Origin of the sequence: Nakamurella sp. A5-74 (assembly GCF_040438885.1) — a bacterium.
Classification (GTDB): Bacteria; Actinomycetota; Actinomycetes; order Mycobacteriales; family Nakamurellaceae; genus Nakamurella.
Window position 1 is genome coordinate 1,477,414 of record NZ_CP159218.1, and the last position, 18,213, is coordinate 1,495,626.

At 69.3% G+C, this 18,213-nt stretch carries 15 protein-coding genes; 8 read left to right on the forward strand and 7 right to left on the reverse strand.

The window, feature by feature from the left end; genetic code table 11:
• Nucleotides 1–14 precede the first annotated feature (14 nt).
• Nucleotides 15–1,427: a PspC domain-containing protein gene (locus tag ABLG96_RS06810; protein WP_353650619.1), complete on the forward strand. Its 1,413-nt coding sequence runs from the start codon at nt 15–17 to the stop codon at nt 1,425–1,427.
• A 142-nt stretch (nt 1,428–1,569) separates the two neighbouring features.
• Nucleotides 1,570–2,244 (forward strand): response regulator transcription factor, encoded by a 675-nt coding sequence (locus ABLG96_RS06815; RefSeq protein ID WP_353651411.1) that lies wholly within the window; start codon nt 1,570–1,572, stop codon nt 2,242–2,244.
• Nucleotides 2,245–2,284: 40 nt separating this feature from the next.
• Here the strand turns inward: ABLG96_RS06815 and ABLG96_RS06820 are convergent, their stop codons facing one another.
• Nucleotides 2,285–2,602: a chorismate mutase gene (locus ABLG96_RS06820; RefSeq protein ID WP_353650620.1), complete on the reverse strand. Its 318-nt coding sequence runs from the start codon at nt 2,600–2,602 to the stop codon at nt 2,285–2,287.
• A gap of 325 nt (nt 2,603–2,927) precedes the next feature.
• Nucleotides 2,928–3,656: a hypothetical protein gene (locus ABLG96_RS06825; RefSeq protein ID WP_353650621.1), complete on the reverse strand. Its 729-nt coding sequence runs from the start codon at nt 3,654–3,656 to the stop codon at nt 2,928–2,930.
• Between the two features lie 135 nt (nt 3,657–3,791).
• Between ABLG96_RS06825 and ABLG96_RS06830 the strand changes: the two genes are divergently transcribed.
• Entirely contained in the window at nt 3,792–6,377 is a 2,586-nt protein-coding gene (locus tag ABLG96_RS06830; protein ID WP_353650622.1) for a UvrD-helicase domain-containing protein, read from the forward strand.
• A gap of 108 nt (nt 6,378–6,485) precedes the next feature.
• Here ABLG96_RS06830 and ABLG96_RS06835 read toward each other — a convergent pair whose 3' ends face one another.
• Both ABLG96_RS06835 and ABLG96_RS06840 read right to left on the reverse strand, forming a co-directional pair.
• On the reverse strand, nt 6,486–7,787 hold the full coding sequence (locus tag ABLG96_RS06835; RefSeq protein WP_353650623.1) for a peptidase C39 family protein: 1,302 nt from the start codon (nt 7,785–7,787) through the stop codon (nt 6,486–6,488).
• Nucleotides 7,788–7,996: 209 nt separating this feature from the next.
• Nucleotides 7,997–9,106 (reverse strand): helix-turn-helix domain-containing protein, encoded by a 1,110-nt coding sequence (locus tag ABLG96_RS06840; protein WP_353650624.1) that lies wholly within the window; start codon nt 9,104–9,106, stop codon nt 7,997–7,999.
• A 160-nt stretch (nt 9,107–9,266) separates the two neighbouring features.
• On the opposite strand from ABLG96_RS06840, the gene ABLG96_RS06845 reads away from it, so the two are divergent.
• Nucleotides 9,267–10,616 carry an MFS transporter gene (locus ABLG96_RS06845; RefSeq protein WP_353651412.1) on the forward strand — a complete coding sequence of 450 codons (1,350 nt, stop codon included), beginning with the start codon at nt 9,267–9,269 and terminating at the stop codon, nt 10,614–10,616.
• Here the strand turns inward: ABLG96_RS06845 and ABLG96_RS06850 are convergent.
• From ABLG96_RS06850 to ABLG96_RS06860, 3 genes are all read right to left on the reverse strand, one after another.
• Entirely contained in the window at nt 10,573–11,157 is a 585-nt protein-coding gene (locus ABLG96_RS06850; RefSeq protein WP_353650625.1) for a hypothetical protein, read from the reverse strand. The genes ABLG96_RS06845 and ABLG96_RS06850 overlap by 44 nt on opposite strands.
• Entirely contained in the window at nt 11,150–11,509 is a 360-nt protein-coding gene (locus ABLG96_RS06855; RefSeq protein ID WP_353650626.1) for a hypothetical protein, read from the reverse strand. The genes ABLG96_RS06850 and ABLG96_RS06855 overlap by 8 nt, the downstream gene beginning before the upstream one ends.
• 880 nt (nt 11,510–12,389) lie before the next feature.
• The gene (locus tag ABLG96_RS06860; RefSeq protein ID WP_353651413.1) at nt 12,390–13,415 is read right to left on the reverse strand and encodes a pentapeptide repeat-containing protein; all 1,026 of its coding nucleotides are present in this window, start codon (nt 13,413–13,415) and stop codon (nt 12,390–12,392) included.
• 685 nt (nt 13,416–14,100) lie between these two features.
• On the opposite strand from ABLG96_RS06860, the gene ABLG96_RS06865 reads away from it, so the two are divergent.
• The 4 genes from ABLG96_RS06865 (at nt 14,101) to ABLG96_RS06880 (ending at nt 18,180) form a co-directional block, all read left to right on the forward strand.
• Nucleotides 14,101–14,403, forward strand: a complete 303-nt coding sequence (locus tag ABLG96_RS06865; protein ID WP_353650627.1) for a WXG100 family type VII secretion target — start codon at nt 14,101–14,103, stop codon at nt 14,401–14,403.
• Between the two features lie 195 nt (nt 14,404–14,598).
• Entirely contained in the window at nt 14,599–15,765 is a 1,167-nt protein-coding gene (gene sucC, locus ABLG96_RS06870) for an ADP-forming succinate--CoA ligase subunit beta (RefSeq protein WP_353650628.1), read from the forward strand.
• A 14-nt stretch (nt 15,766–15,779) separates the two neighbouring features.
• Entirely contained in the window at nt 15,780–16,682 is a 903-nt protein-coding gene (sucD, locus tag ABLG96_RS06875; RefSeq protein WP_353650629.1) for a succinate--CoA ligase subunit alpha, read from the forward strand.
• 406 nt (nt 16,683–17,088) lie between these two features.
• A complete protein-coding gene (locus ABLG96_RS06880) occupies nt 17,089–18,180 on the forward strand; it encodes a DUF5336 domain-containing protein (RefSeq protein ID WP_353650630.1) in 1,092 nt (363 codons plus the stop codon).
• Nucleotides 18,181–18,213 lie beyond the last annotated feature (33 nt).

The following is an 18,213-nucleotide window of genomic DNA, read 5'->3' on the forward strand; positions in this document are numbered from 1 at the left end:
GTGAGAGTGGACGAGTGAGTGCGACGCCCCCTGCCCCGGAACCGGCTGATCGGCAGTTCGTCGACCCGCCCGGCCGGCAGGGCTGGGACCTGGACCCGTCGGCACCGCAGCGGATCCCCGCGATCCCGCGACCAGCGGGGCGACGCGACACCTCCCACACCCCCGACGGCATCGAACGGTTGTTCCGGAGTCGGTCGGGTGTGCTCGGGGGCGTCGCCGGTGGACTGTCGACGCACCTGCGCATCCCGGCGCTGTGGGTCCGCATCGCCTTCGCGGTGCTGGGCCTGCTGGGTGGCGCCGGTGTCGTGTTCTACGCCTTGTTGTGGATCTTCGTCCCACTCAGCCCCAACGCCGAGGGTGTCACCAGGGGCAGCGCCCGGGATCGACGCCAAGCCATCGGGGTGGCGGCGATCGGCGTCGCCCTGGTGATCGTCGGCGGGGCTCTGGGAATCGCCTCGACCCTCGGCTGGATCCTCGGCCCGATGGGCGTCGTGGCCATCGGCGCCGCCTTCATCTGGAAGGAGGCCGATGACTCCCGGCGCGCGCGGTGGCGTCGGTCGGCGGCCGGCATCGTCACCCCCCGATCGGGAACCTGGTGGCGGTTGGCCGGCGGGGTCGTGCTCGTCGTCGGCGGTCTGACGTTCTTCGCCCTCGGCCAGTTCGAGTTCTCCGCGATCCGCTCGGCGCTGATCGCTGTGCTGCTGACGTTGGTCGGGGTCGGGGTCATCACCGTGCCCTGGTGGCTGCGGTTGATCCGGGCGCTCGGTGACGAACGCTCGGAGCGGGCCGCCGAAGCCGAACGCGCCGAGATCGCTGCGCACCTGCACGATTCCGTGCTGCAGACCCTCGCCCTCATCCAGCGTCAGGCCGCAGACCCCCGCGAGGTCGCCCGGCTGGCCCGCGGACAGGAACGAGAACTGCGCACGTGGTTGTACGGACCGGCGGGCTACGCCGCCGGCGCGGCTGCCGCAGGGATGGCGGGGGATGCCGAGGACGGCGTGGAGCAGCTCCTGTCCTCCGCCATCACCACCGCTGCCGGCGATGTCGAGGACACCTATGCGATCAAGGTGGCTCCGGTGATCGTCGGCGAAGCCGTGCTGACACCTGCGCTGACGGCGTTGGTGGCCGCGGCCAGGGAGGCGATGGTGAATGCCGCCAAGCACTCCGGTGAGCAGGAGATCAGCGTGTTCGCCGAAGTGGAGGACGGCACGGCCACCGTCTTCGTCCGGGACCGTGGTCGTGGCTTCGACCCGCAGGAGATCGGCGACGACCGACACGGGCTGGCCGAGTCGATCCGGGGCAGGATGGAGCGCAACGGAGGAACAGCGACGATCCGGTCGTCCCCCGGTGCCGGAGCGGAGGTCGAGCTGCGGGTGTCGATCGAGGCGCCGCGGGTGGATCTGCGCAAGTCCGGGAGCGAACGATGAGCGGGATCGATACAACGTGAGGGGAACTGACTTGACATCACCGGGAACCGACCAGGACGCAGTATCCGAGTCCGCGGGCAGCGTCCCGGACGCAGCGGGAGACACAGTGGGCGATGCAGTGGGCGATGCAGTGGGTCACGCAGTGGGTGACACGGCGCGGCGCAGACCGGTGCGGGTGTTCCTGGTCGACGACCACGCACTGTTCCGCAGCGGGGTGAAGGCCGAGCTCGCGGCCTTGAACGACGACCGGATCGAGATCGTCGGCGAGGCCGGATCCGTCGACGAGGCTGTGGTCCGCATCGATCGTGAACGACCGGACGTCGTGCTGCTCGACGTGCACATGCCCGACGGCGGCGGCCGCGCCGTGCTCGACCGGATCTCCGGAACCGAGCCGCGGGTGATGTTCCTGGCGCTGTCGGTGTCCGACGCGGCTGAGGACGTCATCAACGTCATCCGCGGTGGTGCGCGCGGCTACGTCACCAAGACGATCTCGGCTCCGGAACTGGCCGACGCGATCGTGCGGGTCGCCGCGGACGACGCCGTGTTCTCACCCCGGCTGGCCGGGTTCGTGCTCGATGCTTTCTCGCAACGTCCCGGTGCCACCCCGGTGAGCGATCCGGAACTGGATCTGCTGTCGCCGCGCGAACGGGAGGTGCTGAAGCTGCTGGCGCGCGGGTACGCCTACAAGGAGATCGCGGCCCAGCTGTTCATCTCGATCAAGACCGTGGAGACGCACGTGTCGTCGGTGCTCCGCAAGACGCAGAAGTCCAACCGGTACGAGCTCAGCAGGTGGGCCACCGACCGACGACTGGTCTGACCCGACCGCCCGAACCAGAAGTCTTGCGGCGCAACCAGTCTCAGCGAGAGCGACCAAGTTTTCCGCGGCCCAGGGAGAGCAACAGCATGCCCAGGTCGGTGCCGGCCTGTCCGAGGTCGCGGAAGCGATCCAGGATGGCCATCTCCCGCGAGTAGACGACACGGGGACCGCCGATGGACGCGCGCGCGTCGCCGATGGCGTGCGAGATGGCGGTGCGGCGCTTGACCAGGGTCAGCAACTCGGCATCGATCTGGTCGATCTCGATGCGCAGGACGTCGATCCCGTCCTGGTCGATCGGCACGGCGATCGTCGGCAGGTCGATCGGCTGTTCGGGCACGGTGTCCATGGTGGTCCTCATTCTCGCGGGTCTCCTTCTCATCTGGCATCCCGAGCCCGGAGAAGCGAGAAGCCCCGGGATCTCGTGATCTCCGGGGCTTCGTAGTGGGGTGCGGTTCAGACCGCTGACACACCGACTACGGGCACCGGGATGCGGTACCCATAGAAAAATCGGCGGCAGTTGCTGGACACGACACCAGTAGACCACACGGGGGCCTCGTCCCCGCTACAGCGGAGGATCTCGACTCCTGCGTCGCTCGATCACCTCGGGTGGGGCCGTGTCCCCGGTACCGCGGAGGATCTCGACTCCGGAGTCGCTCGATCACCGCGGGTGGGGCCGTGCCCGGTCAGCGAGCGCCGGCGCTCCAGATCTGCAACAGGACACCGTCCGTCGGTCGCCGGATGTTCTGCTGAAGCACCACGATGAACCGGGCCTCACTGTCGCCGGTCGGCGGGCGCACCGGCCGGACGACCACCGACAGGTCCTGGTGCGGGTTGGCGCTCCGTGCGTCCGGCACCACCCCGCGTGCCCACCGGGGCAGCGGGGTCGGTGGCAGCGGTCGCCTGCCGAGCTCGGGAGTCGGACCCCTGCCCAGCGCGAAGCGGTCGTTGTCGACGCGTGCCTCGAGCTGCTCGCCGGTCGCCAGGGCGATGGTCCTGATCACCGCAGCACCGGCCAGGAGGTGGTCCCACCACGACGACACATCCCGGACCAGCAGAACCTCCGGATCCGCTGCGGCGCAGGTGGATCCGGTGACGAGCCAACTACTCCACCGCAGGCCCGGCCCTCCGAGCGGCCCGTCGTCGGGGTCCTCGCGCACCACCGACCACGGCCGCGCAGGCGCCGGCGCGGTCGGGACCTGCGGCCCCGTGACCCACAGTCGTTGGTGCACCAGATAGCGGGCCAGAGTGTCCTCGTCGGGGAACTCCGTCCGCTGCGGAGGCAGCTTGACCAGATCCTGCTCCAGGGCCCAGTGCGGACCGGTCTCCATGCGCTGCCAGCCGTCCCGCAGCCATGCATCGAGGTCCGGGACGCCGAGCTGGGCGAGCAGCCGGTGGGCGTCCAGCAGGTTCATGGCGCCATCATGCCGACTTCGCGGGGCACCGTCCCGCCACGATCCCGACCCGGTGCAGAAACGGTGCCGATTCGGTGCCGTCAGCCGTCCCTCGCGTCCGCGACCGTCGGTCCTGGACGCTAGCGTGGAGTCCTCATGACTGGTCTGTTCGAGATTCCCCCGTCCACCCCTGCCGCACCGGCCACGGGTCGTTCCGTGCGCGGCACCCGGCGTAGCGCTGCCGACCCAGCCGATCCAGCCGGCCATCGGACAGCGGAGGGTGAGGCCCTGTTGGCGGGTCTCAACGGTCAGCAGCGCGCCGCCGTCGAGCACCGTGGCGCACCGCTGCTCGTGGTGGCCGGTGCCGGCTCGGGCAAGACCAGGGTGCTCACCCGCCGGATCGCCTACCTGCTGGCAGCCGGGGGAGCCCAGCCGGGCGAGATCCTGGCGATCACCTTCACCAACAAGGCCGCCGCAGAGATGCGCGAGCGGGTCGCCGACCTCATCGGCGGGCGGGCCAGGGCGATGTGGGTGTCCACCTTCCACTCGATGTGCGTGCGGATCCTGCGCTCGGAATCGACGCACCTCGGGATCAAGTCGAGCTTCACCATCTACGACTCCGCCGACTCGCTGCGGCTGGTGCAGCTCGTGGCCAATGATCTCGACCTGGACACGAAGAAGACCACCGCCCGCTCGTTGGCGGCGGCCATCTCGAATCTGAAGAACGAACTGATCGATCCGGCGACCGCTGCCGAGCGGGCCGAGAGCGACATCGAGAAGGTCACGGCGGAGGTCTACGCCGGCTATCAGTCCCGGCTGCGAGCCGCCACCGCCTTCGACTTCGACGACCTGATCATGGAGACGGTCTCACTGCTGCAGGCCTTTCCGGCCGTGGCCGAGCACTACCACCGCCGGTTCCGGCACGTGCTGGTCGACGAGTACCAGGACACGAACCACGCCCAGTACACGCTGATCCGCGAACTGGTCGGGGTCCCCACGGTCCCGCCGGATGCATCCGCGGTCGACCGCGGTGAGGTCGTCCCGACACCCGGCAGCGTTCCGATCGCCGAGCTGGTGGTGGTCGGCGATGCCGACCAGTCGATCTACGCCTTCCGCGGCGCGACGATCCGCAACATCGTCGAGTTCGAGCGTGACTTTCCCGACGCCGCAACGATTCTGCTGGAGCAGAACTACCGCTCCACGCAGAACATCCTGTCCGCCGCCAACGCGGTGATCTCGCAGAACGCCGACCGCAGGGCGAAGAGCCTGTGGACCGCGGAGGGCGACGGGGAGAAGATCGTCGGTTATGTCGGCGACAACGAGCACGACGAGGCCCGCTTCATCGCCCAGGAGATCGACAAGCTGGTCGACGCCGGAGCCTGCCGGTACGGCGACGTCGCGGTGTTCTATCGCACCAACGCCGCCTCACGAGCGGTGGAGGACATCTTCGTCCGCACGGGTCTGCCGTATCGCATCGTCGGCGGGTTGCGCTTCTACGAGCGCAAGGAGGTGAAGGACATCCTGGCGTACCTGCGTGCCGTGTCGAACCCGGACGACGAGGTGTCGCTGCGTCGGGTGCTCAACACCCCCAAGCGGGGGATCGGTGATCGCGCCGAGGCCCAGGTGTCGGTGTTCGCCGAGCAGGAGCGCATCCCGTTCGCCGACGCGCTCCGTCGGGTGGACGAGATTCCCTCCCTGGCAACACGTTCCCGGTCGGCCATCACCGGGTTCAACGAATTGATGGCCGGTCTCACCGCAGTGGTCGGCGAGGGCGGCGACCCCGCTGATCTGGCGGCTGCGGTGCTCGACCGCACCGGCTACCGTGCCGAGCTGGAGGCCAGCGACGACCCGCAGGACGGTTCCCGGCTGGAGAACGTCGAACAGTTGGTGACGGTGCTGCGCGAGCAGGTGGAGAACCTGCTCGCCGCCCGCCAGAGCGCCGCAGAAGCGGCGGCTGCCGAAGAGGGCGCGACCGAGGAGGAGGTCGGTGCACTGATCGCTGCGAACGAGGATCTGATCACGGCGCTCGACGGTCCCGCGATGCTGTCCGGAGTGATGGAGCAGCTCTCTTTGGTGGCCGACGCGGATTCGGTGCCCGATTCGGAGGACGGGGTCGTCACCCTGATGACGCTGCACACCGCGAAGGGGCTGGAGTTCCCGGTGGTGTTCCTCACCGGCATGGAGGACGGCATGTTCCCGCACCTGCGCGCACTCGGTGACGACCGTGAGCTCAGCGAGGAACGACGGCTCGCCTACGTCGGCATCACCCGGGCCCGTCTCCGGCTCTACCTCAGCCGGGCGGTCACCAGGTCGGCATGGGGGAACCCGTCCTCCAACCCGCCGTCGCGGTTCCTGGACGCCATCCCCGAGGAGCTCCTGGACTGGCGCCGGATCGTCACCACCAAGCGGTTCATCGACCGGGACGACCCGTTCGCCGACGGCGGTTTCGGTGGCGGCTGGGGCGACGGTTCGCGCCGTTCGTCACCGGTCACCGCGAGTCGGTTCGCCGGCGACAGCAGGGGTTTCGGCGATCGGGTGCCCTCCCGCGGCGCCGGACTGCGCGGTTCCAAGCCCGCGCTCGAACTGCGGGTCGGCGACCGGGTGTCCCACGACAAGTACGGGCTCGGCACAGTGAAGACGGTCGAGGGGATCGGGGTCCGAGCCACCGCGACCATCGACTTCGGCGGCGCCGGCACCATCCGGCTCATGCTGATCGGCGGCGTGCCGATGGTGAAGCTCTAGCGGCACAGCCGGTTTCGAATACGCGCCCCAGCCGGCCGGGGTCAGTCGGGCGGGCTCAGTCGAGCGGGATCTCGACTCCTTCGTCGCTCGATCACCGAGCCCCGTCGCTCACCAGTTGCGCGTCAGACCGGGTGAGTTCGCGGGCAGCTTCGTTCCCGGCGGCACGTTGACGTACACGACCCCGCCGGTCGACTGCTGCCAGATCTTCTCGAAGTTGTGCCGGGTGTAGACGCTGCGCACGTCCGCGTCGGAGTTGGCGGCCGGGTCGTTCATGATCGGGTCGCCGGCGGCGGTGAAGCCGATCAGAACCATCAGGTGACCGTTGCTGGCGTAGCCCGCCTCGGGCATGTCCGCGAGCTTCCACGACTGCGACGTGATCACCGGGATGCCGGCGGCGATGAACTTCTCCGCCTCGGCGAGCGAGCGAAGCCTGGTGACGAAGGAGTTCATCCCGAACCGGTGGGTGTAGGCGGTGTTGAACGGCCAGTTGCCGCTGCCCTCGTAGGTGTAGTCCCAGGTGTTGATCGCCGCGTACGGCACCACCGGGTCGCCGTTCGGTGCGTCGATACCGACGAGCTCGGACGCGGGGACGCCGTACTTCGGGTTTTTCTTCGCCCAGTAGCCCAGCACCATGGACGACGACGTGGGGGAGCACCAGACCTCACCGCCGCCACCGAACTCCGGGTACTCGCCCCGGTGGATGTTCTGCGCGTACGGCGGGACGTCCAGCTCGACCGAGCGGCCGAGGGTGAAGGTGCTCGTCGGCGGTGCCGTCTTGGACAACAGCTCGCTGGTCATCGTGGACAGACCGTCCAGGGTCGGAGATGTCTTGCTGCCCAGCGGTTTCAGCAGGGTCACCCTGCTCTGGTAGGCCACCGGCTCCTTGCCGGTCCTGGCGGAGAACGTGTCGGTGTAGACGGTGGCGTCGTCGTCGCCCTGACCGTCGAGGGAGGTGCGGTGGATGTCTCCGGCAGCGAAATCGTCGCCGCTCGCCCATCGACCCAGCACGTACCACTTCGTCCAACTGCCGTCGGCGAGCTTGCCGCGGAAGGTCGTCTCCACGAAGGTGCCGGTGGGTGTGGTGGCGTTCCACGATGCGACGGCCTCGTCGATCGGGTACCCGGTGCGGACGATCGGTGACGTCCAGCTGCCGTAGCTGTACTTCTTGGCCGCACCGGCCCCGAACGGGTCGGTGTACTCCCGGGTGGGAAGCGGTCCGAAGGGTCGCAACTGCAAGGAGCCGTGCAGGTTCGGCACCACGCCGCTCCAGCTGCCCCTGGCATAGGACAGCAGGCCGCGCCAGTGCTGGGTGGTGATCTGCGGTCCGCCGGCGGGAGCTGCGGCAGCGCCGGCGAGGCTCGCCGCAGCTCGCGGCTCGGCCGCGGATGCGGAGTGTCCCGGGGTGCTCACGAGCAGGCCTCCTGAGAATGTGAACGCGAGTGCGAGAGCGGCTGCGGGCAGAGCGCGGCGCGCAGTGGTCTGGTGTCGAAACATTGTTCCTCCAGCGGCTGGTTCACCGGAAGTTTTCACCTGTCGAGGCCCGAGCACAAGAGGAGTCCCAGCATTCGGGCGCCGGTACGGCACAGTTGCTGGTGGTACCGATGCCACTGAGCTGCGCGTCAGCGGCCGGCGCCCACCCGGAACCGTCGGCGGTACGCGATCGGGGACAGCCCGGTCTCGGCACCCAGGTTCAACCGGAGGGCGGCGGTGGTGCCGAACCCGGCTCGTGCGGCCACCCGCTCGACCGGGAGATCGCTGCCCTCCAGCAGGTTCCGCGCCAGATCGGTCCGGGCCCTGGTCAGCCAGCGTCCTGCCGTCTCGCCGGTCTCCTCACGGAAGCGGCGGGTGAGGGTGCGCACGGAAACACCCGCGTGTTCGGCCAGCGCCGGTAGGTCGACCCCCGTCTCCAGTCGGCCCAGCGCCCACCGGCGGGTGGGTTCGAGCGTCGCTTCGGCGCGTCCGGTCGGCAGCACTCGTTCGATGAACTGCGCCTGACCACCGTCCCGCCACGGCGCGACCACGGCGCTCCTGGCCACCTTGTTCGCCATCGCGCTGCCGTGGTCCGAGCGCACCAGGTGGAGCAGAGCGTCGATGCCCGCGGCGTTGCCGGCGGCAGTGACCACCCGCGGCAGCCTCCCGGTGGCTCCGTCTCCGTCGAACACGTCTCCGTCGAACACGTCGTCGACGAAGAGCACGGAGGGGTCGACGTCCACAGCGGGGAACAGTCGGATCAGGTCGTCGGCGTGCGCCCAGTGTGTGGTGGCCCGGCGCCCGTCCAGCAGACCGGCCGCTGCCAGCGCGAAAGCGCCGGTGCAGATCGACATCCACCGGACGTCAGGACGCGCGGTGGCCAGCAGCGCCCGCACCTCGGGCTCGAGCTGCCCGGTGGTGCGGGCAGTGTTCGAGTGGGTGAACCCCGGGATGATGACGGTGTCCGCGGCCGCGACCGCTGCGCTGGACGCCGTCGGCGAGATGGCGTAGCCGGCCGAGGTCAGCACCGGCCGGTCGCCGACGGTGCACACGACGGTGTCGTAGCCGGACAGTCCTTCGACCGCTCCCGGCCAGCCGGGCAGCGAGGGTGCGGTGGTCAGGAACCGGTGGGGGAGACCGATCTCGAAGGCGACGGCGCCCTCGAGGGCCAGTACTGCGACCCGGTGCTGCGGTCGACCGCTCGGCAGGGTCGGCGCCGGGCCCGTCCAGGGAGGTGCCGGAGCATCGAGGACCATCATGGCTTGATTCTTGCACAGTATGGCTTTCGGGCCACTGGTTCCGCCGGCTCGCGAGGTCCACTGTGAATCGGTGACCACCGAACGCCTGCCAGCGGCTGACGCCGCAGTCCATTCGCCGTCAGTTGCCGGAGCCGCTTTCGCACCGACGCGCGACCCCCGGATCCACCCTGCCTGGTGGGTTGCCGCTGCCGCATTCCTCGCCGCAGTCGGGGCGGCGGGGTTCCGTTCGGTACCCGGCGTGCTGATGGAACCGCTGCACATGGAGTTCGGCTGGTCCATGGGCACCATCAGTTCGGCCGTCTCGATCAACCTCGTGCTGTACGGGTTGGCGGCGCCGTTCTCCGCGGCCCTGATGGACCGGGTCGGCATCAAGCGCGTCGTCGTCGCTGCGCTGCTGCTGATCGCCGTCGGATCGGTGCTACCGATCTGGATGACGCAGCCCTGGCAGCTACTGCTCTGCTGGGGGGTGGTCATCGGGTTGGGCACCGGTGCGATGGCGATGTCGTTCGTGGCCGTGGTCACCGGCCGGTGGTTCGTCGCCCAGCGGGGCCTGGTCTCGGGAGTGCTCACGGCGGCGGCCGCCGCCGGGCAACTGGTGTTCCTGCCGTTGCTGGCTTCGCTGTCCACCGAGCACGGCTGGCGCACGGCGGCCACCGTCACCACCGCTGCAGCGTTGCTGGTGATCCCGGTGGTGGTGTGGAAGCTGCACGACTCGCCGGCGTCGATCGGCGTCCGGGCCTACGGCGAGGCCATCTCCGGTGCCGCTGACCCTGCTGCGGTAGTGACGGTCCCGCGGCGCTCGGGCGGGAATCCCGCCGTGGTCGCACTGCGCACCCTGCGGATGGCGTCGAAACGCGGCGTCTTCTGGCTGCTGGTCGGCAGTTTCGCGATCTGCGGGATGACCACCAACGGTCTCGTCGGCACCCACTTCATCCCCGCCGCCCACGACCACGGGATGGCCCAGACGGCGGCTGCCGGTCTGTTGGCACTCGTGGGCATCTTCGACGTGGTGGGCACCATCTTCTCCGGCTGGCTGACCGATCGTTTCGATCCCCGGTGGTTGTTGGGCATCTACTACCTGGGCCGCGGCGCGTCCTTGCTGGTGCTACCGAGCCTGTTCGCGAACTCGGTGCACCCCAGCATGTTCGTCTTCATCCTGTTCTACGGATTGGACTGGGTCGCCACCGTTCCACCGACGATCGCCCTGTGTCGCATGGCATTCGGTGATCAGGGGCCAGTGGTCTTCGGCTGGGTGTTCGCCTCCCACCAGATCGGCGCAGCCATCGCAGCCGGGTTGACCGGCCTGGTGCGGGACAAGTTGGGCAACTACGACCTCGCGTGGTACGTGGCGTCGGCCCTGTGTCTGTTCGCAGCTGCGATGTGCCTGGCCGTTCGACGGGTGACCCAGGATCCGGAACCCGCCGTGTCCCCGGCGAGCGTGGTGTCCCTGCAGAAACTGATGCAGGTCAACGGATCCGGGACGAATGCCGATGCTGATCGCGCGAGCTGAACAGCCACCACAGCCCGGCGAGCGGCAGGATCACCGGGATGAAGACGTAGCCGTAGCCGAACTTCGACCAGACGGTGTCGTGCGGGAAGGCGCCGGGATCGATGAGTGAGGCCGCGCCGATCGTCAGCACACCCACCAGCTCGATGACGACGGCCACCCAGGTCAACCGCCTCGACCACGGTTGCCGGCTGCCGAGACCCACCGTTGCGGCGATGTAGACCAGACCCGAGAACAACGACAGTGAGTAGGCCAGCGGCGCGTCGTCGAACTGGGTCGCGAGCTGGACGCCGGCCCGCGCTGTCGCCGCGAGCGCGAAGATTCCGTAGACCACGGACAACAACCGCCGCGGACCGTCGCTGGCGGGTGCCGGATCGATCGCGGTGCCGGTCCCATCGGGGGTCCTCAGCTCGGTGCTCTCCAGCTCGGTGCTCTCCAGCTCGGTGCTGCCCAGGTCGGGAGAGCCGGCGGCGCGCTCCGAGTGTGCTGGTTCGGACGGTGCTGGTTCGGACGGTGCTGGTTCGGACGGTGCTGGCTCAACCACGAACCCTCCAGAGTTGGTACAACCGCAGGGTCATCACGGCGACGACCAGGCAGGTGAAGGCAAGTGCGGTCGAGCCCCACCGGGTTCGCTCCACCCTCGCGGCCCAGATGCCCGCGGGTAGCGGGACGAGGATACCGATCGAGTAGGCGATGAAGGTGACGCTTTCGCCGAGCCCGGCGCCGGGTGCCCGGAACCAGGCGATCACCGACTGGGCGAGCACCGCCACCTGCAGCACGCCGGCCGCCACGATCTGCCACCGGGCCGACGGGCGGCGCAGGTACGCCCACCCTCCGGTGACGGCAGCAAGAAGCAGCCCGAAGCCGAGCACCGTCATGGAAGCGGACGTGAACACAGACCGAACGGTATCCGTCCCGGTCGCCGGCCCTGATCCTCGGGCCTGACCGGCTGACCGGCTGACCGGCTGACCGGCTGACCGGCTGACCGCCTGTCGGTCCGGCGGGACCAGCGGCAGGCGTCGGGATTGCTACCGTCGCGGTGTGGCTTCCCTCCCGTCCGACGATCCCACCGTCGACGGGCAGCCGTCCGCGGAGCCCCCCGTCGTGCACCGGCTGCTCGCCCCCGCGGCACTGCTGCTGGGCGCTCTGCTGATCGGCGGTGCCGGCGCGGTCGGGGTGATCCAGACCAGCGGCGCGACCGGTGCGACGTCCGTCCCTGCCGCAGTCTGGGTGGTGGCGCTGCCGGGGATCCTCGCGGCCGTGGTGACCATCGTCCGGCCCCGTCTCGGTGCTGCCTTCGCGGCGGGAGCGGGGGCGTTGGCGGTGGTGCGGTTGCTCACGGATCTCTTCGTGCTCGTCGTGCCGGCCCAGGTGGTCAGGCCCGAGTTCTACTTCCCGAGCAGCACCCAGGTGCATCCGATGGGCGCGTCCTTCTTCGGCGCGGCATTGTTGATCGTCGGGGATCTGCTGCTGGTGGCCGGCGGCGTGCTGGGACTGCGCGCCGCCGATCGGAGCGTGCGCGGCCGGCTGGCCCCGGTAGGGCAGGCCCCGGACGGATCCGGGACCCAGTCCAGGTCTTCGTCGGACACGGCGTTCTCGTTCGGTTCCCGACCTGACCCGGTTCCCGCCGAGACCGGATCGCCGGTGGCGTCGGTGAATGTCCGGATGGTGGCGGTCGGACTGTTGGGGGTGGCGATCGCGGTCGTGCTCACCGTGCAGGTCCCGTACGTGGGCGGCTACCTCGACGATTTCTATGCCATCCCATCGGATCTCGGATCAACGCTCGGGCCGTTCCTGTTGGCGCTCTTGTCGGCGGGTGTGGTGATCCGGGCCGCCGGGTTCCCCCGCGCGATGGCGACCGCACTGCTCGCCGGCGCGGCGGCGATGTTCCTGGTGCCGATGCTGACTGCGGTGCTGGCGGTCTCCGGTGGGGCGCGGACCGCGCTCGCCACGGCGCCGCTGTTGCTGCCGATCGGTCTGCTCGTGATGATCGGCGCCGGCGTGCTCAGTGCGGTGCGGTGGGCAGACCCAGTCCCAGTCCCCGCGGCGTCGACGCGACGCACCCAGCTGGACGCCGCCCCGGGCCGCTCGCGGGCAGCCGCTGCCGGCACGTCTGCCGTTCCGAAGTCTGCTGCTCCGAAGTCTGCCGCCGGCAAATCTGCTGCTCCGAAGTCTGGCGCCGGGAAGTCTGGCGCCGGGAAGTCTGCTGCTCCGAAGTCTGGCGCCGGGAAGTCTGGCGCCGGGAAGTCTGGCGCCGGGAAGTCTGGCGCCGGGAAGTCTGCCGCCGCAAAATCTGCCGCCGCGAATTCTCGCGGATCGACACGGTCCGGTCCTGCTGCTGCCCTCGCCGGCCCGGATGCTGGCACGACAGCCCCGTACGCGGCGCGCCCCAGTGAGCCGATCGGTCTGATCGGCGCGGGGTTGGCAGCGCTCGCCGGCGTTGCGGCGCTCCTGGCGCCGGCCTCCGGGATGCTGCTGATCAACGGTCGCACGCCGGGATCCGAGCAGAAGAACTTCTTGCGCACCGGCCCGGTGGTCGGGTCCGGTGTCGACAGCGTGCTTGCCGTCCCGGCGATCGTCGCGGGGGTCTCGTTGATCGGCTGCGCGCTCGTGGTGGTGCTCGGGCGGGTGCTGCGGCGGGAGTCGGTGGTAGCTGCTGCCAGGACGGCATCGGTGCTGGTGGTGGTCCTGCCGTTGGTCGCAGTCGCCGGGCCGCTCTCCAGCCTCGCGGTTTTGTCGACGGGTCAGGCCCAGGCCGCCCAGGCGCTGTCGGGCAACGCGCCCGCAGGATTCGAGGTCGATGTCTGGACTTCAGGCCACGGGGTCTGGTTGTTGGTCGCGGCCCTGGCGCTCGGGCTCGTTGCTGCAACCTGTTCGAGCACCGCTCTCTCTCGACGCAGCGAGGAGCTGACCTGGGGCCCGGACGACGATGCTGCGGACGCCGAGCGTCGCCGCCGCTGGTCGATGGCCGCAGCGGTGATCGCACTGGCGTTGCTGGGTACCTCCTTCACCGGGTGGGAGCTGCCGCTGGGCGCTGCATCCACATTCTTCTCCGGTGACGCCGCCTGGACGTGCTGGTTGCTCGTCCTCGGAGCCACGGTGGCCGCGGTGCTGATAGCGGTCGCGCGGTCGGCGGCAGTCGTCCTCGGTGCTGTGGTCGGAGCGGCGATCCTGCTGGCCTCCCGGCTGATCGTTCCGTCGGGCATCGTCGGCGCGCCGGGATTCGTCCGCCCCTGGGGCTGGTACCTGGGGTGCCTCGCGGTGCTGGCCATCCTCGCCATCGGCATCCTCACCGCCGGGTGGGTCGGCACCCTCGCTCGGGAAGCCGCCATGGGGAGCGCTCCCCATGTGGACAACCGGCCGAAACCGATCCGGGAGCGCTAGCGTCGGAGCAGACAGGGAGCGGCCGATACGGCCGTCCCGGGTACGCACCGATCAAATGAGTGGCTGCGGGCGTGTCACGTCCATGAGGCTGGGAGGAACGACCATGACTGCAGGCGTTTTCGCGTTCAACGAGGACAGCGGCAAGACCGTCAAGAGCAACATCGGCACCCTGATGACCGACCTGACCTCCACGTTGTCCGATCTCGACAACTTCGTGGTCAAGGTCAAGGCCGACTGGGACGGCGACGAGATGGAGACGTACAACACCACCTACACCGGCTGGAAGACCAATGCCGATCAGGTGAAGGAGATCCTGGACGGGGTCGGACAGGCCATCGGCTCGGTGAACGAGGGTGTCCACGAGATGCGGGAGAGCGTGCGCTCCTCGCTCAAGGAAGAGGGCTGACGCTCCGGCCGACGGTCGGGGTGGGAAAGCTCACCGCACGCGGATTCGTCCAGCGCAGTCCGCGTCAGTAGGGTTTGTCGCGGCGGTCCACGGCGCGACCGGCCTGCTCCGGCGTGAAGTCATCGCCCGCAGGGATCGATGTGAATCGACGTCGCGCTGACCGCTGACGCGTTCATCGAACCCTCGGGAGCACATGTGGACCTGTACGAGTACCAGGCCAAGGAAATGTTCACCGCGCACGGCGTTCCGGCACCCGCCGGCACCGTCGCAACCACCGTCGAAGATGCTGTCGCCGCAGCCGAGAAGTACGGCCCGCCGGTGATGGTGAAGTCGCAGGTCAAGATCGGTGGCCGCGGCAAGGCCGGCGGCGTGAAGTTCTCGCCGAGCATCGACGCCGCCCGGCAGAACGCCGAAGCGATCCTGGGCCTGGACATCAAGGGCCACATCACCCGCCAGATCCTGATCACCCCCGCCAGCGACATCGAGGCGGAGTACTACGTCTCGTTCCTGCTCGACCGGTCCAACCGCACGTACCTGGCGATGGCCACGCACGAGGGCGGCATGGAGATCGAGCAGCTCGCCGAGGAGCGCCCCGACGCGCTCGCCAGGATCCCGGTCGACGCCATCACCGGCGTCGACGCGGCCAAGGCCGCCGAGATCGCCGATGCCGGCAAGTTCCCCGCCGAGGTCCGCGACCAGGTCATCGAGGTCCTGCAGGGCCTGTGGAAGACGTTCGTCGCCGAGGACGCAACGCTCGTCGAGGTCAACCCGCTCGTCAAGGACGGCGACGGCAAGGTCGTCGCGCTCGACGGCAAGGTCAGCCTGGACGACAACGCCGGCTTCCGTCATCCCGATCACGCCGCGCTCGCCGACGATGCCGCCGGTGACCCGCTGGAGAACAGGGCCAAGTCGCTCGACCTCAACTACGTCAAGCTCGACGGCGAGGTCGGCATCATCGGCAACGGTGCCGGGCTCGTCATGTCGACCCTCGATGTCGTCGCGTACGCCGGTGAGCACCATGGCGGCGTCAAGCCCGCCAACTTCCTCGACATCGGCGGCGGCGCCAACGCCCAGGTGATGGCCAACGGACTCGACATCATCCTGTCCGACGACCAGGTCAAGGCGGTGTTCGTCAACGTCTTCGGCGGCATCACCGCGTGCGACGAGGTCGCCCAGGGCATCGTCGGTGCGCTCGAGCTGCTGGGCGATGCTGCGACCAAGCCGCTGGTCGTCCGGCTCGACGGCAACAACGTCGAGAAGGGTCGCCAGATCCTGAACGACCGCAACCACCCGCTCGTCACCCTGGCCGACACGATGGACGCCGGTGCCGATCTCGCTGCAGCCAAAGCTGCTGGTAAGTAAGGGATCTCAAGAACATGTCGATCTTTCTGAACAAGGACTCCCGGATCATCGTCCAGGGCATCACCGGCGGGATGGGTGCCAAGCACACCGCGCTGATGATGGACTCCGGTGCCAACATCGTGGGAGGCGTCAACGCCCGCAAGGCCGGCACCACGGTCACCCACAAGAACGCCGAGGGCACCGACGTCGAACTGCCGGTGTTCGCAGGAGTCGCCGAGGCCATCGAGAAGACCGGGGCGAACGTCTCCGTCGCCTTCGTTCCGCCGGCCTTCTCCAAGGACGCTGTCGTCGAGGCCATCGACGCCGAGATTCCGCTGCTGGTGATCATCACCGAAGGCATCCCGGTGCAGGACTCCGCGTGGTTCTGGCAGTACTGCCAGAACAAGGGCAACAAGACCCGGATCATCGGGCCGAACTGCCCCGGCATCATCACCCCGGGCGAGTCGCTCGCAGGCATCACACCGCACACCATCACCGGTTCCGGTCCGGTCGGCCTGGTCTCGAAGTCGGGCACGCTGACCTACCAGATGATGTACGAGCTGCGTGATCTCGGCTTCTCCACCGCCATCGGCATCGGCGGCGACCCGATCGTCGGCACCACGCACATCGACGCGCTCGCCGCGTTCGAGGCCGACCCCGACACCAAGGCCATCGTGATGATCGGCGAGATCGGTGGTGACGCCGAGGAGCGGGCAGCTGCCTACATCAAGGAGCACGTGACGAAGCCGGTCGTCGGCTACGTCGCCGGCTTCACCGCCCCCGAGGGCAAGACCATGGGCCACGCCGGCGCCATCGTCTCCGGCTCCGCCGGAACCGCCCAGGCGAAGAAGGAGGCCCTCGAGGCCGCCGGTGTTCGCGTCGGCAAGACCCCCACCGAGACCGCCAACCTGATGCGCGAGCTGCTGGCGTCCTCCTGATCAGCCCGGTTCGGCGCTGATCCGAACGCTTTCGACGAGCCCGTCGCACCGCTTCGCTGCGGTCGGCGGGTTCTGTCGTTCGTTCGTGATGACTGTCGTCAGTGGTGACGGTTGTCGGTGAACGCTGCGGCCGACCCCGGCCGCATTCCCGATGGTCAGAAACGGGCGTCCGAAGGCCCCGGAACGACTGTCCGGCATACGACTGGCGGACGCGCAGGTGGCCGGGTGCTTCGGCTGGGCGATCCGGTGGTGCGCGGTGTCAGGCGGCGCGCGGTGGTGCACCGGATCGTCGATCCGCCCCGTGTACATCCGGGAGTTGCGGGTTCCGCGAGTCCGCTCCGCCGTTCAGGCGCGGCGGGTAGGTTGACCACGACGAGATTTCGATCCCAGTGAGGTAGGTACTCCCATGAGCTCTCCGTACGGTCCCCCGCAGGGCGGTGCACCCCAGGGTCCGCAGGGCCCCCAGGGTCCCGGCCCCTATGGTCCGCCTCCCGGTCAGTGGGGTCCCGGCCCCGGTCAGGGTGGCCCCCAGGGTCCCGGCCAGAGTGGCCCCGGTTCGTTCGGTCCCGGTGGCCCCCAGGGTCAGGGTGGCCCCCAGGGTCCCGGTGGCTACGGCCAGCCGCAGTTCGCACCGCAGACCCCGAAGAAGCCGCTCGACCTCGGCAGGATCCTGCCGCTCGCAGTGGGTGGTCTCGGCCTGCTGAACTTCATCTGGGGCTTCCTGCCGTTCGTCGGGAGCGACTCCGAGTACAGCAGCGTCAGCTCCAACTCATACGAGAGCGGCCTCGCCTGGATTCCGGCCCTGTTCCTGATCGGCGGCCTGTTGGCCATCGGGCCGATCCTGCCGAAGGCCCCCAAGGCCGGCTATGCGGCTGCTGTCATCTCGGTGGTCACGTGGCTGGTGACGTTGTTCACCCTGATCGCCGTCACGGGCGTCAAGATCGGTTTCATCCTGACGCTGATCGTCGGGTTCTTCCAGGCCGCGGCCGCGGTCGCGTTGTGGCTCTTCGACGCCGGCGTGGTCAAGGCCACCGCCGACGGCTCGGTGGCCGTGAGCACCCAGCAGTTCGGTGCCCAGATGGGCCAGGGTGGCTACGGTCCGGGCGCCCCGTCCGGTCAGGGTCCCAGCCAGCAGTCCGGTTTCAGCGGGCCTTCGTCGTCGGGCAGCCCGTCGGGCAGCTCCTCGTCCGAGTCCTTCGGCGGCTACTCAGGGCAGCCGTCGTCGCAGGGACAGTCCGCCTCGCAGCCGTCCTACGGCGCTCCGGCCTCCTCCTACCCCGGCGCAGCTCCGACGACCGGTCCGACCGGCTATGGCGGGTACCCCGCCGCCGGCGCACCCGAGGAGCAGACCGCGATCTACCGCGGCAGCGAGACCGGCACCGACCCGGGAACCTCCGCGCCGTCCGACACCCCGTCAGAAGCCGCCGGGGCTCCGGATCTGAACAAGCGCGACGGGGACGACGACAACCCCGACGCGACCCAGCAGGTTCGTTTCTGAACCGACGCACCTCTCGAACCGACGGACCGCAAC

Bases quoted from the DNA above. Each gene is read 5' to 3' on its own strand.
- ABLG96_RS06840 (WP_353650624.1), bottom strand. From the start codon at position 9,106: ATGATGGTCCTCGATGCTCCGGCACCTCCCTGGACGGGCCCGGCGCCG.
- ABLG96_RS06865 (WP_353650627.1), top strand. From the start codon at position 14,101: ATGACTGCAGGCGTTTTCGCGTTCAACGAGGACAGCGGCAAGACCGTC.
- ABLG96_RS06880 (WP_353650630.1), top strand. From the start codon at position 17,089: ATGAGCTCTCCGTACGGTCCCCCGCAGGGCGGTGCACCCCAGGGTCCG.
- ABLG96_RS06830 (WP_353650622.1), top strand. From the start codon at position 3,792: ATGACTGGTCTGTTCGAGATTCCCCCGTCCACCCCTGCCGCACCGGCC.
- ABLG96_RS06825 (WP_353650621.1), bottom strand. From the start codon at position 3,656: ATGAACCTGCTGGACGCCCACCGGCTGCTCGCCCAGCTCGGCGTCCCG.
- ABLG96_RS06820 (WP_353650620.1), bottom strand. From the start codon at position 2,602: ATGAGGACCACCATGGACACCGTGCCCGAACAGCCGATCGACCTGCCG.
- sucD (WP_353650629.1), top strand. From the start codon at position 15,780: ATGTCGATCTTTCTGAACAAGGACTCCCGGATCATCGTCCAGGGCATC.